Here is a 16,623-nt window from a genome sequence, read left to right on the forward strand (position 1 = left end):
ACTCTGGGGGAGAGCTGTGCCTTGCTACTGGGGGAGGATTGGCACACTTGTCCGTCAGCGAGATTCCGCGACCGCTGATTCAGGGGTTCAGGGCACAGCGGACCGCGGTCGCACACGGCTCGCGGGCCTGGGAACGCCGCTACCAGCGGCAGCTTGTCGCGCTCGACCTCGCGCTCGTCGCGCTGGCCGGGTGGCTCGCTTACGTGCTCCGCTTCGGCTTCGAGGCAGAGCTCAAGCACGTCGCGATCGCGGTGGTGCTCCCGTTCGCCTGGCTCGTCGCCATGCAGGCCGGGCGCGGGTACGAGCAGCGCTACCTCTACGTCGGCAGCGACGAGTACCGGCGCGTGCTCGCCGTCGGTGCGACGCTGATCGCCTTGCTGGCAACGGTTTCCTACGCCACCATGGCCGAGATCTCGCGGATCTACATGGTCACCGCGCTCGTCCTCGCCGCCGGCCTGGACCTCACCGGACGGTACGCACTGCGCCGAATCCTCCACCACCGTTGGCGTTCCGGCCGCAACCTGCACCGAGTCGTGCTCGTCGGGTACGAACGTACGGTCGCCGAGGCCAGCCGTCGGCTCGCCGCCGACCAGCGCCACGGCCTGCAGGTCGTCGCGGCCTGCCTGCCGCCCGATCGGAACAGGCACCGGCTGAGCGACGTCGACGTCCCGGTCCTCGGCACGTTCCTCGACATCCCCGACGCGGTCGAGGCGGCCCGCGCCGACACCGTCGCGGTCCTGCCCTGCCCGGAGATGGACGGCCTCGCGCTGCGCCGGCTCGCCTGGGAGCTCGAGCAATCCCAGACCAGGTTGCTGATCTCGCCCGGCCTGCTCGACGTCGCCGGCCCGCGTACGACGGTCCGCCCGATGTCCGGCCTGCCGCTGCTGCACGTCGAGCACGCCGAGTTGTCCGGTCCGCGCCGGATCGTCAAGGCCCTGCTGGACCGCGTCCTCGCCGCCGTCGCCACGCTCGTCCTCGCCCCGCTCCTGTTACTGATCGCGCTCGCGATTCACCTGGACAGCAATGGTTCCGCGCTGTTCCGCCAGGTCCGCGTCGGCAAGGGCGGCAAGGAGTTCGTCGTCTACAAGTTCCGCACGATGGTCTCCGACGCCGAGGCACAGCTCGACGAGCTCGAGGGCGACGACGGCAACGGCGTGCTGTTCAAGCTGCGCCGCGACCCGCGCGTCACTCGTGTCGGAAGGCTGCTGCGGCGTACGTCGCTCGACGAGCTCCCGCAACTACTCAACGTGCTCCGCGGCGAGATGTCGCTCGTCGGCCCACGCCCGCCACTGCCGGTCGAAGTGGACCGCTACGGTGTCGACGTGCGACGCCGACTCGCGGTGCGGCCCGGCATCACCGGGCTCTGGCAGGTCAGCGGCCGAAGCGACCTCTCCTGGGACGAGTCGGTACGCCTCGACCTCACCTACGTGGAGAACTGGACGTTCTGGCTTGACCTGGTGATCTTGGTCAAGACCGTGCGTGCCGTGGCGAAGGGGACCGGAGCGTACTGATGCGTTGGCTCGTCCCCCTGGCTCTGCTCGCCGTGCTCGCCGGCTGCGCGAACGGCGCGACGAAGCAGCCGAACCCGTCCCCGGTGGCGGCGACCACGACCGCGCCGCCGAGCGGACCTGCGGCGATCTTCGGCTGGCAGGACCCGGACGTCGCCGAGTCGAGCGGGCTCGCGGCCGGTCCGAACGGCCTGCTCTGGACCGTCAACGACGCGGGCAACCAGCCGGTCGTCTACGGCGTGAACGACAAGGGCGAGACGGTCGACCGCATCCGTGCCGGCACGGAGCAGACCGACTGGGAAGACGTCGCCGTCGCGAACGGGCATATTTACGTGGCCGATACCGGCGACGCGTACTCCGAGAACAAGCAGAGCGGCGCCGGTCTGCGCCGGGAGATCGCCGTCCTCCGGCTCGCGCTCCCCAGCCAACCCGCCGCCGCGGAGGCCACCGAGCTCGTCACCTGGCGAGCTCGTTTCCCCAGTCCCTACGTGCCGAACGTCGAATCGATCCTCGTCGAACCGAAGACCGAGCAGGTCTACCTGGTCACGAAGATCGAGCAGCCGGGCAAGCCGGCAGAAGTGTGGACGTTCCCGTCGAAGCCATCGACGACGAACGTCAACCAGCTCCGACGCGTCGCAACCCTCAACAAAACAAAGCTGTCTGGCGGTGCGTGGTCGCCCGACGGGAGGCTTCTCGCACTGCGGGATGCCACGACGGCGTACGTATGGAAGGCCGGTGCGTCGCCCGATCTCGCCGAGGTGTTTACTCATCCGCCTACGGACATCCCCCTGCCCCCGCAACGGCAAGGGGAAGGCATGACGTTCAGCGAGGACGGGCACGCGCTTCTGGTCAGCTCGGAGGGGCGCGGGTCCGAGGTATGGCGCGTTCCCCTTCCACAACCTGAGTAACGGTTGGGGAAAACCGCGATGCACAAGCAGGAACGCCGGCACACTGGCACGGGGAAGCGGCCAGAGGAGGCCATGCATGAAGTTTCGTAGGATTCTCGCCGCGACGGTCGCGGCGGCTAGCGGTGTGCTCATCGTGCTGCCGCCGTCGACGGTTCAGGCGGCGGATCCGCCTCCCCCGACCGGGCTCACCAGCGTGACCGCGTCACCGTCGTGCTGGGCGATCAAGCAGTCGCATCCGAACTCGCCCAACGGCATCTACTGGTTGCAGACCTCCAAGCTGGTGTCGCCGGCGCAGTTCTACTGCGACATGGTGACCGACGGCGGCGGCTGGGTGCTGGTCGCCCGCGGCCGGCAGGGCTGGAACTGGTCGTACAACGGCCAGGGCACCCCCTCCGCGGTGCGGACCACGACGACGGGCACGGGCGCGTTCACCCCGGCCGCGTTGCCGGCGAAGACGATCGACGGCCTGCTCGACGGCGGCCGGGTCGACTCGCTCGTGGACGGTGTGCGCCTTCGTCGCGCGACGAACTCCGACGGTACGGACTGGCAGGAGATGCGCTGGCGGTTCGCCTCTCGCGACCGCTGGTCCTGGATGATCTCCGCCGGCCACCGGATCGCGCAGTTCACCGTCGACGGCGTCAACCGCGGCAGCGGCAGCAGCCGGTCCTGGGCGAACGACAACAGCTACCGCTACGTCGCCACCGCGCGGATCCAGCAGCACGGCTGGGCGGCCGGATTCTCGTTCGGCCCCAACATCGGCGGTGCCAACAACGCGACGAGCTATCTCTGGGAGTACGCGTCGGAGAACGCCGCGATCCCGTTCACGCAGGTGTTCATCCGGCCGCGGATCACCGACTCCTCGTTCGACGAGATCCCGACCGCCGGCACGCCCGCCAAGACGCTGAGTCCGCTGATGGACTCCAAGACCGTCAACACCACGCCGTGGGGCGTGACCGGCTGCATCGGCGGCTGCACCGAGCTCAACCTCGAGGCCGAGGGTCTCGCGCAGGTCGGCAACACGATGTTCGTCGGCGGCGCGTTCCAGTACGTCCAGAAGGGCGCCAACCCCGGCGCGGGCGAGAAGGTGGAGCAGCGCTACCTCGCCGGCTTCGACATCGACACCGGCGAGTGGCGCAGTGGCTTCCGGCCGGTGGTCAACGGCCTGGTGTGGGACCTGGCCAAGACGCCGGACAACAAGCTGATCATCTCCGGTGACTTCACGACCGTGAACGGAGTCGCGGTCGGCGGCCTCGCCAAGCTCGACCCGGTGACCGGTGCGGTCGACCCGAAGTGGCGGTCGAACGTGCTGAACGGCACTGCTCGCGGCCGGGCGCGGGCGATCGATGTGCAGGGCAGCTGGCTGTACGTCGGCGGCGACTTCAACCGGATCACCGGCGGCGACCCGACCGCGGGCGCGCTGTTCGGGCCGGTGACCGTGGGACGCGCGGCGCGCGTTAACGTCGCGAACGGCCGCCCCGACGGGACGTGGAAGCCCAACTTCAACGGCAGCATCATCGAGCTCGACGCGAGCGACCGGAACGACCGCGTCTACTTCTCCGGCTACTTCACCACGGTCAACGGCGTCACCGGCACCAACAAGGTCGCGGTGATCAACGTCACTGGCGGCGGCGTGCTCACGCCGGGCATGAAGAAGTGGGTGCCGTCGGGAACGACCGTCGACAAGCAGTACCAGCAGACGATCATGGAGATCGGCGACAGCGTCTGGGTCGGCGGCTCGGAGCACATCCTGGGCAAGTACGACCGCGACGACTTCACGTTCGAGCGCTCGTTCACCACGACCCAGGGCGGCGACTTCCAGGCTCTCGGTGTCGTGAACGGTGTCGTCTACGCCTCCTGCCACTGCGCGGAGAACATGTGGCAGGACTCGTCGTCCTGGCCGACGCCGAGCCCGACCTGGACGCAGGTCGACGGCGTCACGTTCGTCGGCGCGTTCGACGCGGTGACCGGCGACTACCTGCCGGAGTTCTTCCCGACGCTCAAGGCCCGTGGCGGTCTGGGGCCGTGGGAGCTGACCGCGGACACGAAGGGCTGCCTGTGGTTCGGCGGCGACCTGATCCAGGGGTCGTACCAGACGTCGTCGTACCAGTGGCTCGGCGGCTTCGGGAAGTTCTGTGGCCGTGACACCACCGCCCCGACCAAGCCGACGAATCTCAAGGCGACGGCGGCCGGCTCGGGCGTCTCGCTCACCTGGGGCGCGGCGACCGACAACAAGGGCAGCCTGAGCTACCAGGTGCTGCGCAACGACCGGGTGATCGCGACGGTGTCGACGACCTCGTTCAACGACACGACGGCGACCCAGGCCAGCCGGTACTTCGTCCGGGCGATCGACACCGCGGGCAACCTCGGCGCCTCGACGGCCGGTGTGACGGGTGGTCCGAAGACCACGTTGATCGGCTACAACTCCACGTGGGCTTGGGCATTCGACGGGGTCGACCGGGGCACGGCGTGGAAGAACACGTCGTTCGACGACTCCGCGTGGGGTCGCGCTCCGGCCGAGTTCGGGTTCGGCGACAGCGACGAGGAGACGGTGATCTCGACCGGGACGCCGCGGCCGCTGACCTCGTACTTCCGGAGGACGTTCGACGTCGCCGACCCGAGCCTGTTCACCACCGTCACGCTCAACCTGATCCGCGACGACGGCGCCGCCGTGTACGTCAACGGCACCGAGGTCGCCCGGACGAACCTCCCGGCGGGCGCGCTGACCGTCACCACCAGGGCGTCGAGCGGCATCAGCGACCGTGGGGCGGAGACCACACCGGTGACGTTCTCGATCCCGAAGTCCGCCCTGGTGGCGGGGACGAACACGATCGCGGTCGAGATGCACAACCTCGAGGCGTCGGGCTCGGACCTGAGCTTCGATCTGCAGCTGTTGGGGCAATGAGATGCCGGCACGGGGTCGGTTGCGGGAGTTCGCGCGCGGAGTCAACCGGGCGCTGAACTCCTACGGCATCGACCTGCGGACGACTGCCGCCGCGTTGCGTGGGACGCCGACGTTCCTGCGCAACCGGCGGACGTTCCGCCGGCTCGCCGCGCAGCACGGGCATCAGGACTTCGTGTGGGCCGCGCCGTTCCCCGCGCCGGGCGACCGGTACGTGGAGAGCGGCTCGGCGTCTGGGCACTACTTCCACCAGGATCTCCTGGTGGCGCAGCAGATTCGGATGGCGTCGCCCGCGCGGCACGTCGATGTCGGCTCGCGCGTAGACGGGCTGATCGCGCACGTGGCGGCGTTCCGGGACGTCGAGGTCTTCGACATCCGGCCGCTGCACACGTCGGCGCGGGGGATCGAGTTCCGGCAGCTCGACCTGAGCTCGTTGCCCCCGGAGTACGTGGAGTACACCGACTCGCTGTCCTGCCTGCACACGCTGGAGCACTTCGGGCTCGGGCGATACGGTGACACGCTCGACTACCGCGGCTACCTCGCCGGGTGGGACTCGCTGTGGAGTTTGCTCAAGCCTGGTGGGACATTCTACTTCTCGGTGCCGATGGGGCAGGTGCAGCGGATCGAGTTCGACGCGCACCGGGTCTTCTCGTTGCCGTACCTGCTCGACCTGATCGACGAGCGGTACGACGTGAAGCTGTTCTCCTACGTGGACGACGCCGGCGAGGTCCACATCGACGTGCCTCTCGACGAGGCCGGCGCGAACGAGACGTTCGGATTGCGAATGGGTTGTGGCATCTTCACATTGCAGAAGCGGTGAACCACGCGTAAGTCTCGCGAATCCCTTGCTGCAAAGGGATTTCCGCGGTCCAGCCGAGGGCGTGCAGCCTGCTGACGTCGAGCAGCTTGCGCGGCGTTCCGTCGGGCTTGCTGGTGTCCCACTCCAGCGTGCCCTCGTAGCCGACGATCTCGGCGACGAGCTCCGCGAGCTCCTTGATGGGGAGATCCTCGCCGACGCCGACGTTGATCGGCGCGGGGTCGTCGTAGTTCTCCAACAGGAACAGGCAGGCGCGGGCGAGGTCGTCGACGTGCAGGAACTCCCGCCGCGGCGTGCCGGTGCCCCAGAGCGTGACGCTCTCGGCTTGGGCGACCTTGGCCTCGTGGAAGCGGTGGATCATCGCGGGGAGGACGTGCGACGTGCGCAGGTCGAAGTTGTCGTTCGGCCCGTACAGGTTGGTCGGCATCGCGGAGATGTACGGGACGCCGTACTGGCGGCGCATGCCCTGGACCTGCAGGACACCGGCGATCTTGGCGATCGCGTACGCGTCGTTGGTGGGCTCGAGCGGGCCGGTGAGCAGGCTGTCCTCGCGGATCGGCTGCGGCGCGAGCTTGGGGTAGATGCAGCTGGAGCCGAGGAACAGCAACCGGCGTACGCCGAACTCGTGCGCGGCGTCGAGCGCGTTCACCTGGATCCGGACGTTGTCGGAGAGGAACTCCGCGGGGGCGGTGGAGTTCGCCATGATCCCGCCGACCTTGGCGGCGGCGAGGATCACGGTGTCGGGGCGGGTCTTCGCGAAGTACTCGAACGTCGCTTCCCGGTCGCGCAGGTCGAGCTCGTGGGAGCTTTGGCCGACCAGGTTGGTGAAACCCTCGCGCTCGAGGTGCCGCCAGACGGCCGACCCGACCAGGCCCCGGTGGCCGGCGACGTAGACGGTGGCATCCCGGTCGAGCGTGGTCATGCCGTGAACATTACCTATTCGGTGCGGATCGGGTGGTCTGTTCTGTACCGTCATTGCAAGAAAGGGCACGTCGGAGGGGATTTGCGGTGAAACGGGCGCTCATCACGGGGATCACGGGTCAGGACGGTTCGTACCTGGCGGAGCTGTTGCTCGCCAAGGGGTACGAGGTCCACGGGCTGATCAGGCGGGCGTCGACGTTCAACACCCACCGCATCGACCACCTCTACCAGGACCCGCACGAGTCGGCGGCGCGGCTCTTTCTCCATCACGGCGACCTGACGGACGGCTCGGCGATCATGTCGCTGGTGGCCCGGCTGCAGCCCGACGAGATCTACCATCTGGCGGCCCAGTCGCACGTGCGGGTGTCGTTCGACCAGCCCGAGTACACCGGCGACGTGACGGGCGTGGGGACGACGCGGCTGCTGGAGGCGATCCGTTCGACGGGCGTCTCGACGCGGTTCTACCAGGCTTCGTCGTCGGAGATGTTCGGCGCTTCGCCGCCGCCGCAGTCGGAGGAGACGCCGTTCTATCCGCGGTCGCCGTACGGTGCGGCGAAGCTCTACGCGTACTGGATGGCGCGGAACTATCGCGAGGCGTACGGAATGTTCGCGGTGAACGGGATCCTGTTCAACCACGAGTCGCCGCGGCGCGGTGAGACGTTCGTGACGCGGAAGATCACCCGGGCGGTGGCGCGGATCAAGCTTGGGCTCGAGTCCTCGCTGTACTTGGGGAATCTCGACGCGGTGCGCGACTGGGGCTACGCGCCGGAGTACGTGGACGCGATGTGGCGGATGCTGCAGGCGGACTCGGCGCGCGACTACGTGGTGGCGACGGGGACGCGGTTCTCGGTGCGGGACTTCGTCTCCGCGGCTTTCGCCTGCGTGGAGCTGGACTGGGAGCAGTACATCCGCTACGACGCCCGCTATGAGCGGCCGACCGAGGTCGACGAGCTGATTGGCGACGCCTCGCTGGCCCGCAAGGAGCTGGGCTGGGAGGCTCAGGTGCACGCGCCCGAGCTGGTGCGGATCATGGTCGAGGCGGACGTGCGGCGGCTCTCGGAGGAGCTGGACGGGTCGGCGGCGCGGCGGACGAGGTACGACCCGTGAGCACGGTGGTCTCACTGCGGGGTGGGCTGGGCAATCAACTCTTCCAATGGGCGTTGGCCGTTGCGTTGTCCGAGAACGGGCACCGCGTGGTGTTCGACACCGTGCGACTGCGCGGTGACCGGCCGTTGGCGATCGCTCCGCTGCTGTCGTCGTTCCCGCGGTTGTCGCGGCCAGTGGGGCTCGGCCTGGTGGCGCTGGACAAGGCGGGTCTGCTCTCTCGCCTGCCCGGGTTGCGCGTGGTGCGGGAGCCCTCGTTCGGCTACGTCTCCCACCTGGGCTCGCTATTGGGGCCGCGGAACTACCTCCTGGGCTACTGGCAGTCGCCGCGCTACTTCGAGTCGGCTGCTGCGTCCATCCGCGAGCGAGTGACGGCGTTCGGCCGCTCGACGCTGACGCCGGAGGGCCATGCGCTGCTGGCTGAGGTCCTCGCCGCGGGCGACGTCGCGGCGGTGCACGTTCGCCGCGGCGACTACGTGACCAACCCGGTGGCGGCCGCCCACCACGGAACGTTGGGCGACGACTACTACGCGCTGGCCACGAAGCAGCTGCGCGAGGCCGGGGCGAACCGCTTCCTGTACTTCAGCGACGACCTCGACTGGGTTCGGGCCAACCTCGCCCAACCCGACGACGTGTTGGTCCCGCGAACGGTGGCGACCGAGCCGATCGGCGAGATCGCCCTGATGGCGGCGTGCGCGGGTCGGGTGATCGCGAACAGCTCGTTCAGCTGGTGGGCCGCCTGGCTTGCCGACGCCAGCCCCCTCTCGACCGTCGCCCCGGCGCAGTGGTTCGCCGACAACCACGCCGACGCCACCGACCTCGTCCCCTCGAATTGGATCCGGCTATGACCCAGCCACCCACCCAGCCGCCCACGCGGGGATCCGTCACGGGCCTGCGCTGGGAGACGTCGGAGTCCGGCGGCTGGCTCATTCCGCCCTCGATGCGTCAGCCAGCCACGCCGCCCGCCGCGGGGGAGACGTCCACAGCTGCGCGGACAGCTGAGCGGCCGGTGACCTAAAATCGCAGGTCAGGGCAGCTTGGGAGGGCAGCAGATGGCGGGGGTGACCGCTCCACAGACGGGCACGCGGACGTGGCCGTTGCCTGCGCTGCCCACTGTCGCCGTCGTGGTCTGCACCAGGGACCGGCGCGAGCTCCTCCATCGAGCGCTGAACGCGATCGCCAAGCAGGACTACGAGGGAAGCATCGAGCTCGTCGTCGTCTTCGACCAGTCCGAACGCTTCGACCTCCCCGCCGACGACAACCGGCCGGTCAAGATCCTCGACAACCAACGCAAGCCGGGCCTCGCCGGCGCTCGCAACACCGGGATCGAGGCGGCCGACACCGACCTGGTCGCGTTCTGCGACGACGACGACGAGTGGCACCCCAGCAAGATCTCCGCCCAGGTCGACGCCCTCCAGCAACGCCCCGACTGCTGCTTCGTCGCCACCGGCATGGTCGTCCACTATGAGGGCCGCCAGCTGCGACGCCCGGTCCCGTACGAGGAAGTCACCCTCCTCGAGCTCCTCCCGAACAGGATCGCCGAGATCCACCCGAGCTCGTTCCTGTTCGAACGCACAGCCCTCAAGCACAGGATCGGCCTCGTCAACGAGGACCTCCCCGGCGCGTACGGCGAGGACTACGACCTGATGCTGCGCGCCGCTCGCGTCGCCCCGCTGCTGTGCGTCCGCGAGCCGCTCGTCGACGTCTACTGGCACCAGTCCTCCTTCTTCGCCTCGAAGTGGGAGGTGATCGTCGACGCGCACAGCTACCTGCTCGAGGCGCACCCCGAGTACCGCAGGCAGCCGCGGTTCGGCGCCTGGCACGAGGGCAAGATCGCGTTCGCGTACGCCGCGCTCGGCAAGCACAAGGACGCCCGCCGGTGGGCCGTCAGAGCGCTCAAGCACCAGCCGACCCAGAAGCAGGCGCTCGTCGCCCTCGCCGCCTCGTTCCGACTGATCAACCCCACCTGGGTCCAGAAGCTCGCCCAACGAACCGGCCGAGGCGTATGACCGCCGCCGCGACGAAGCAGAAGAACGTGCTGCCGGCCTGGCCGGTCCTCGCGTTCTTCGTCGGCTATCCCGTCGCGTGGGTGCTCGGCCTCGCGCCGTTCTGGATCGCGCTCGCCGCCGTCCCGATGCTCGCGATGCTCATCGTCTACCGCGACATCCGGTTCCCCAAGGCGTTCCTGCCCTGGGCGCTCTTCTGGGTGTTCCTGCTCGCCTCCGCGCTCATGCTGGACGAGCCGCTTCGCCTTGTGGGCTTCGGTTTCCGCGTCGGTAACTACCTCGGCGCGACGATTGCGTTCGTGTACGTCTACAACGCCTGGCAGCGCCTCACCGTACGCAAGCTCGCGTTCGGGATCCTCGTCTTCTTCCTGTTCGTCGTCGCCGGCGGCTACCTCGGCGTGCTGTTCCCCACCGGCGAGCTGCAGACGCCGATGTCGCGGCTGCTGCCCGGCGCGCTGATGGACAACGAGTACGTCCGGGACCTCGTCATCCCGAAGTTCGCCCAGCAGCAGACGCCCTGGGGCTCGCCGGTCACGTTCAGCCGGCCGAGCGCGCCGTTCCCGTACACGAACGGCTGGGGCGTCAACCTCGCCTTGCTCCTCCCGTTCGTCCTGCTGGCGTGGACGAAGCTCCGCACGCTCCGCGGCAAGGTCCTGCTCGCGGTCGCGCTGCTCGCGGCGCTGGTGCCGGCGACGGCGACGCTCAACCGCGGCATGCTCCTCGCGGTCGGCGCCGCGTTCGCGTACGGCGCGGTTCGGCTGCTGTTCAAGGGCGACGCCCGGGCGTTCCTCGCGCTGGTCGTGGTGTCGGTGATCGGCGTCGGGATCCTGCTCGCCTCCGGATTCACCCAGCAGCTCGAGTTACGCCAGACGTACAGCAACACCTCCGACGGCCGAAGTCGCATCTATGCCGAGACGTTCGAGAAGACGCTGCAGTCGCCGGTCCTCGGGTACGGCGCGCCAAGACCGTCCGAACACGTCGACATCTCGCTCGGGACACAGGGCCACTTCTGGAACGTGATGTTCTCCCACGGCCTCATCGCGCTCGTGATGTTCGAGGTGTTCCTGATCCTGCTCGTCTGGGGCACGCGGCGACTCCGCAGCGGCGCGACGCTCGCGCTCCATCTCGTTCCGGTGACCGGGCTCGTCGCGCACCTCTACTACGGTCTGGACGGGCCGCAGCTCGTCCTCCTTCTCGTCGGCGGCGCCCTCGGTCTGCGCGAGGCGCACCGGATCAGGCAGCAGAAGGGGCCACCGGAGAGGGAACCCGAACCAGAGCTCGCGGAGGCCACGAAGTGACCTCGACCCGGCAGGAGCTCGCCGGCGTCGCGCGCGGCGGTGCGATCAGCTTCGTCGGCGCGGCGTTCGCTGCCCTCGGCGGCTTCGTCCTCACGATCGTCGTCACGCGCGGCATCGGCGCGGAGGGCGCGGGTGTCGTGTTCCAGGCGATCGCGGTGTTCACGATCGCGTTCAACGTCGCGAAGCTGGGCGCCGACACCGGCCTGCTCTGGCAGCTGCCGCGGCTCGCGGCGAGCGGCCTCGCGCACGAGTCCCGCCGCGCCGTCCTCGCCGCGCTCGTCCCCGTGGCCATCGCGAGTGTGGCAGCAGCCGTCGTGGTGTACGCCGCCAGCGGCTTGATCGCCGGCGACGAGTCGTCGTACGCGAACGCGCTCCGCGCGATGGCACCGTTCCTGCTCGTCGCCGCGCCGATGGTCGTGCTGCTCGCGGCGACCCGCGGCTTCGGCGACGTGGTCCCGTTCACCGTCGTCAACAACCTCGCGCTCCCGGCCCTCCGCCCGCTCGCCGCCGGCGTCGCGATGCTGGCGGGCGGCGGAGTGATCGCGGTCGTGTACGCCTGGTCGGCCCCGCTGTGCGTGGGCCTCGCGATCGCCGCCTGGATCGTCTGGAAGCAACTGCGTCGCCAGCCCACCACCGGCAAGCAGGCCTGGGCCGGCTGGTCGGAGTTCTGGCGTTTCACCTTGCCCCGTGGGGCATCCGCCGTTCTGGAGATCGTGCTCGTCTGGGCCGACGTGCTGATCGTCGGAGCGATGCTCGGCCCGGCCGAGGCCGGCATCTACGCCGCCGCGAGCCGCTTCATCACGTCCGGAACGATCGCCGAGCAAGCCCTCCGCCTCGCGATCGCGCCGCGCTTCAGCTCCCTGCTGACGCAGGGTCTGAAGGACCGCGTGCAGAGCCTGTACGGCGTCTCGGCCGGCTGGATCATGCTCGCGTCGTGGCCGATCTACGTGTCGCTCGCGCTGTACGGCGACGTCGTGCTCGGCATCTTCGGGCCGCAGTTCACCGCCGCGTCGACGGCGCTGGCGATCCTCGCGGTCGGCATGATGATCGCGCTCGCCGCCGGGAACATCCAGTCCCTGTTGCTGATGAGCGGCAACAGCACGTGGCAGTTCGGCAACAAGGTCGCCGCGGTGGCGCTGAACGTGACCGCCAACCTCGTGCTCGTTCCCGCGTACGGCATCGTCGGCGCCGCGATCGCCTGGTCGGTCACGATGACGTTCGACGCGCTCGTCACGGTCGCCGAGGTCCGCCACCTGGTCGGCGTGCGGCCGGAGCTCGGGCGGCTGCTCCGCGTCGCCGTTCCCGTGGCGGTCTGCTACCTCGCGGTCGGGCTCGTCGCCCGCTGGCTGTTCACACCGTCGGTGCCGATGGTGGTGGGCGCGGTGCTGGTGTCGACGGCCCTGTACGGCCTGTGGTGCTGGCGTGAACGCCGTACGTTCGACCTCTCGACGTTCAAGAACGTCTTGTTGCGAAGGCAGGAATCCTAAATGGGGTTGAAGGATCGCGCGCCGCGCTGGGTCAAGGACGTCGCGAACGTGGCGACGCGGCAGTACGCGGCGGCGACCTCGCGGTGGCGGCCGTGGCCGGACTTCCTGCTGATCGGCACCAAGCGCGGCGGCACGACGTCGCTGTTCAACTACCTGCTGCAGCACCCGGGGATCCTGGGCATGTTCCCGCAGGCACGCGGACTGAAGAGCCCGGCGTACTTCTTCGAGCACTTCGCGCGCGGGGAGAGCTGGTACCGCTCGCACTTCCACACCTCCGCGTACCGCTCGACCGCCGCGCGGCGGCTCGGCTACCGGCCGCTGTCGGGGGAGTCGTCGCCGTACTACCTCTACGACCCGCGGATCGCGGCCCGCGTCGCGAACGCGATGCCGTCGGTCAAGATCATCGTGCTGCTGCGGCATCCGGTGAAGCGGGCGTTCTCGCAGTACCAGGACAACGTGCAGAACGGTCTGGAGCCGCTGTCCTTCGAGGACGCGCTGGCTGCCGAGCCGGCGCGGGTCGAGGGCGAGCTGGAACGGATCTCCGCGGACCCGTTCGCCTACAGCTTCGCGCACGACTTCTTCAGCTACCGCGACCGCGGCGTCTACCTGCCGCAGCTCGAGCGCTGGTACGACGCGCTGCCCGAGTCCCAGCTGCTCGTGCTGCCGAGCGAGGCGTTCTACGCCGACGAGCAGGCGGTCTTCGACCAGACATGCTCGTTCCTCGGCCTGCCTCCGTACGCGCTCCCGCGTAAGGAACGGCGCAACCACGTCCCGGCGCCGAAGATGAACGACGCCACCTGGGCCGAGCTGTGCGACTTCTACGCCCCCCACAACGAAGAAGTCGCCAAACGGCTCGGCCCCGCCTTCAGCTGGCCCACCTAAGGGCCAGCCCGCTCCAGCCGGACAACGAACTGGGTGAGGGGCACCCTTGTCCCATAGGTTCGGACCGGGGGCACCCCGACCCAACCGGGTGCAGGTGCGCCGGCGGAGGCCTAGCGGCGGCGGATGTCGAGGCGGTGCGTGGGCTGGTGGTGGTGCGGACGGCGTTCGGTACCTCGCTCGACCAGGTTCTCCACCATCGAACCGAAGCGGGCGATCGTGCCCGAGATGTCGTTGCGCCCGTCCACGACGGTGTACGCCGACGGCTCGGCCAGCGCGCTGTCGAGCTCGGCCCGCAGTGCGGCGACCGACTCGGCCACCTTCACGTACCCGTCCTTGGCCAAGCGACGGGTGAACGCCACCTGGTGGTCGTCGACGGCCTCGGACAGTCGGGACAGCCGCGGCACCACGACCGGAAGCCGGCCGGACGAACGGGCGTCCATGATCGTCCCCGGGCCTCCCTGCCCGACGACGACCGTCGCGTTTCTCATCAGATCCAGCATCTGGTCACGTGCGTACATCTGCTGTCCCTGAGCCCCCAACGGCAGCCGTGACGTCATGTGCTGAACCACGCACTCGACGTTGCCGCCCACGCTGGCGAGCCAGTCCTCGGTCCACTCCATCAACCGGTCGAACCGGTGATGGTCTGAACCGACGGTGACAAACACCAACGGTTGAACGATCATGCGATTTCCTCCCCAGGCGCTTTTTCCCCGCGCGACCCCTATGTGACGCTATGACTCCTCACCGTTTCCATTCGGCTCTATAACGTTCGACCGACGACGACGCCCTTGGGATAGCTGCGTCGTTGTTCCTCCCATTGCAGGCAGAACAAGTCCGCGAACGGATAACAGACTCGGCCCGTGATCGTGGGCGAGTCGATCCGGTCGTAGACCTCGAGATACACGGTGCGGGCCCCGAACAGCTTGCCCAGTGGGAAGTATGGGATAGCCAAGCCCGCTCCAGTGGAGACTACGACGTCTGGCCGGTAAGTGCGTAGCACCTTGGTGGCCAATACCGCATTGCGGAACAGGTTCGGCACATGGCGGGTCGTCGGGTGGTGACCCCAGATCACCTGCTCGTCCGCGAGCTGTGTCTTGGCCGGTTCGAGATCGAACGTCACCCACAGACGTTCGTGCTCCTCCCACCACGGCCGCAGCGCCATCAGCTGGGCGAGGTGGCCCCCGGTCGAGCACACGAAGAGGATGCGCATCGTTCACGACCTCGACTTCGAACTGGACCCGAACCCACGCGGCTTGCCGACCGACCCCTCGTCGGTTTCGCCTGTGGGCATGGACGTTGTGGGCCGAAGCCCGGGAACCGGCTCGGGCCGGCCCGCGACGAACAGCGAGCCGAGCAACCGGGCGCCGACCTGCTCGAGGTCGTCGACCAGCAGCCGTGCCTCGTGCCCGTCGGTCTTGTGCTTGCTGAGCACGAGGATCACGCCGCCCACGGCCTGCGCGACGTCGAGCACCGTGGCCTGGTCCTGCCAGCTGTGCCCGGCGACGACGATGCGTTCGCTCCCCAGCGCCTTCACCATGCCGCCGGTCAGCCCGCCGCCGAGCGCGAGGCTCGCGACGGAGAGGCGATGGATGGCTTCGGAACGTACCGGCCGCGGCAACGAAAGGGGGCCGTCGCCGGCCTCCGGCGCCGCGGTGATCAACGGACGTGGCCCGACGCGGAGCGCGCGCAGGATCACCTCGGCCGCCGGCGAGTGTGGCAGCAGCAACGTCGTGTGGGCGCCCGCGCTGGCGAGCGCGACCGCGAGCCCGGTCGCGACGACCGCGGAGGAGTCGATGTCGTCGCCGGTCACCAGCATCGAGTCGGGACGTTCGAGCGCGAACAGCTTGGTGAGCGCGACCCGGTACGCCTGCGCCTGCCCGCGGGAGTCGGTACCCCGGCCGCCGAGGATCGCCAGTGGTCGCTGCCCGACCAGCGTCTCGACGTCGCGTACGTTCGCGATCCGCTTGCGTCGCAGCTGCTGGAACAGCGCGAGGCTGAGTCCAGCCAGCAGGCCGACCGTGAACCCGACGCCGAGGAAGATCAGTGCCTTCGGCGAGGTCGGCTCGCGTGGCGGCAGCGCCTGGTCGATGATGTGGCCGGCGTTGATGGAGTACGTGGTGAGACGGCTCTCCTGGCTGCGCAGCGTGCTGAGCTCCTGCAGCACCAGCTGGCGTTGCAGAGCCGACTCGGACTCCTTCGCCTTGCTCGAGCCGGCGTCGGCGATCTGTTCCTCGATCTGGCGAAGGTCGCCCTCGAGCGTGTCGATCCGGCCGTTGAGGTTGCGGAGCTGTTCGGTGGCCTGGTCGCGGACGACGCTGCTGCGGTACGCAAGGTACGCCTCGGCGAACGCGTTCGCGCCGTTCGCCGCGCTGGCCGCGGAGCCGGCGTCGAACTGGATCTCCAGCACCTCGGACTCGCGCGGCGCGGTGACCCGGAGAGAACCGAGCAGCTCGCGCGGCTCCTGGTCGTTGCCGAGCTCGTCCGCGGCGAGCGCGGCGACGGTCGTGGACCGGAGGATCGCGGCCTCGGTGGTCGTGTTGACCGCGCCACGGCCGCCGCTGTCGGCGAGCGGATCGCTGGCGATCGGGTTGACGGTGACGACCGAGGTGGCGGTGTAGGTCTTGGGCACGACGAAGACCGCGATGGCCGCCAAAGCGACGCCCGCGATCACCCCCGCCGCGATGAGTTTGTACCCATAGCGGAGCAAGGCGAAGAAGTCGGACAATGACACATTGTTACCAATGCCCGAATCGTCACCATCTCGCATGCCTGAACCCCTTAGGCGACCTTTAC

15 protein-coding genes are annotated in these 16,623 nt (G+C 69.0%); 11 read left to right on the forward strand and 4 right to left on the reverse strand.

Annotated features, from left to right (window positions below; genetic code table 11):
* Window positions 1-47: 47 nt before the first annotated feature.
* The 4 genes from JOD67_RS11520 to JOD67_RS11535 all read left to right on the forward strand — a co-directional run bounded on the left by JOD67_RS11520 (window position 48) and on the right by JOD67_RS11535 (window position 6,135).
* Entirely contained in the window at window positions 48-1,511 is a 1,464-nt protein-coding gene (locus tag JOD67_RS11520; protein ID WP_205117432.1) for a sugar transferase, read from the forward strand.
* Window positions 1,511-2,416 carry an NHL repeat-containing protein gene (locus JOD67_RS11525; protein ID WP_205117433.1) on the forward strand — a complete coding sequence of 302 codons (906 nt, stop codon included), beginning with the start codon at window positions 1,511-1,513 and terminating at the stop codon, window positions 2,414-2,416. The genes JOD67_RS11520 and JOD67_RS11525 overlap by 1 nt, the downstream gene beginning before the upstream one ends.
* Before the next feature lie 76 nt (window positions 2,417-2,492).
* The gene (locus JOD67_RS11530; protein ID WP_205117434.1) at window positions 2,493-5,318 is read left to right on the forward strand and encodes a fibrinogen-like YCDxxxxGGGW domain-containing protein; all 2,826 of its coding nucleotides are present in this window, start codon (window positions 2,493-2,495) and stop codon (window positions 5,316-5,318) included.
* Between the two features lies 1 nt (window position 5,319).
* On the forward strand, window positions 5,320-6,135 hold the full coding sequence (locus JOD67_RS11535; protein WP_205117435.1) for a DUF268 domain-containing protein: 816 nt from the start codon (window positions 5,320-5,322) through the stop codon (window positions 6,133-6,135).
* On the opposite strand, the gene JOD67_RS11540 is transcribed toward JOD67_RS11535, so the two are convergent.
* Complete coding sequence (locus JOD67_RS11540; RefSeq protein WP_205117436.1) at window positions 6,116-7,054, reverse strand: GDP-L-fucose synthase family protein; 939 nt, start codon at window positions 7,052-7,054, stop codon at window positions 6,116-6,118. The two genes, JOD67_RS11535 and JOD67_RS11540, sit on opposite strands and share 20 nt — an antisense overlap.
* A gap of 86 nt (window positions 7,055-7,140) precedes the next feature.
* Here JOD67_RS11540 and gmd point away from each other — a divergent pair, with 86 nt between their 5' ends.
* From gmd to JOD67_RS11575, 7 genes are read left to right on the forward strand one after another with little or no spacing between them, the layout of a single operon-like run.
* On the forward strand, window positions 7,141-8,160 hold the full coding sequence (gene gmd / locus JOD67_RS11545; protein WP_205117437.1) for a GDP-mannose 4,6-dehydratase: 1,020 nt from the start codon (window positions 7,141-7,143) through the stop codon (window positions 8,158-8,160).
* Entirely contained in the window at window positions 8,157-9,005 is an 849-nt protein-coding gene (locus JOD67_RS11550) for an alpha-1,2-fucosyltransferase (RefSeq protein WP_205117438.1), read from the forward strand. Before gmd ends, JOD67_RS11550 begins: the two co-directional genes overlap by 4 nt.
* Window positions 9,002-9,175: a hypothetical protein gene (locus JOD67_RS11555; protein WP_205117439.1), complete on the forward strand. Its 174-nt coding sequence runs from the start codon at window positions 9,002-9,004 to the stop codon at window positions 9,173-9,175. The genes JOD67_RS11550 and JOD67_RS11555 overlap by 4 nt, the downstream gene beginning before the upstream one ends.
* 43 nt (window positions 9,176-9,218) lie before the next feature.
* Window positions 9,219-10,166: a glycosyltransferase family 2 protein gene (locus tag JOD67_RS11560; RefSeq protein ID WP_205117440.1), complete on the forward strand. Its 948-nt coding sequence runs from the start codon at window positions 9,219-9,221 to the stop codon at window positions 10,164-10,166.
* Window positions 10,163-11,461 (forward strand): O-antigen ligase family protein, encoded by a 1,299-nt coding sequence (locus tag JOD67_RS11565; protein WP_205117441.1) that lies wholly within the window; start codon window positions 10,163-10,165, stop codon window positions 11,459-11,461. The genes JOD67_RS11560 and JOD67_RS11565 overlap by 4 nt, the downstream gene beginning before the upstream one ends.
* Entirely contained in the window at window positions 11,458-12,948 is a 1,491-nt protein-coding gene (locus JOD67_RS41855) for a flippase (protein ID WP_205117442.1), read from the forward strand. Before JOD67_RS11565 ends, JOD67_RS41855 begins: the two co-directional genes overlap by 4 nt.
* On the forward strand, window positions 12,949-13,830 hold the full coding sequence (locus tag JOD67_RS11575) for a sulfotransferase (RefSeq protein ID WP_205117443.1): 882 nt from the start codon (window positions 12,949-12,951) through the stop codon (window positions 13,828-13,830).
* 110 nt (window positions 13,831-13,940) lie between these two features.
* Here JOD67_RS11575 and JOD67_RS11580 read toward each other — a convergent pair whose 3' ends face one another.
* The 3 genes from JOD67_RS11580 to JOD67_RS11590 form a co-directional block, all read right to left on the reverse strand.
* Complete coding sequence (locus tag JOD67_RS11580; protein WP_205117444.1) at window positions 13,941-14,513, reverse strand: glycosyltransferase; 573 nt, start codon at window positions 14,511-14,513, stop codon at window positions 13,941-13,943.
* A 77-nt stretch (window positions 14,514-14,590) separates the two neighbouring features.
* Window positions 14,591-15,040: a PssD/Cps14F family polysaccharide biosynthesis glycosyltransferase gene (gene pssD / locus JOD67_RS11585; RefSeq protein WP_205117445.1), complete on the reverse strand. Its 450-nt coding sequence runs from the start codon at window positions 15,038-15,040 to the stop codon at window positions 14,591-14,593.
* 3 nt (window positions 15,041-15,043) lie between these two features.
* Window positions 15,044-16,555 carry a Wzz/FepE/Etk N-terminal domain-containing protein gene (locus JOD67_RS11590; protein WP_205117446.1) on the reverse strand — a complete coding sequence of 504 codons (1,512 nt, stop codon included), beginning with the start codon at window positions 16,553-16,555 and terminating at the stop codon, window positions 15,044-15,046.
* Between the last annotated feature and the right edge of the window lie 68 nt (window positions 16,556-16,623).

This window comes from Tenggerimyces flavus (assembly GCF_016907715.1).
Lineage (GTDB): Bacteria > Actinomycetota > Actinomycetes > Propionibacteriales > Actinopolymorphaceae > Tenggerimyces > Tenggerimyces flavus.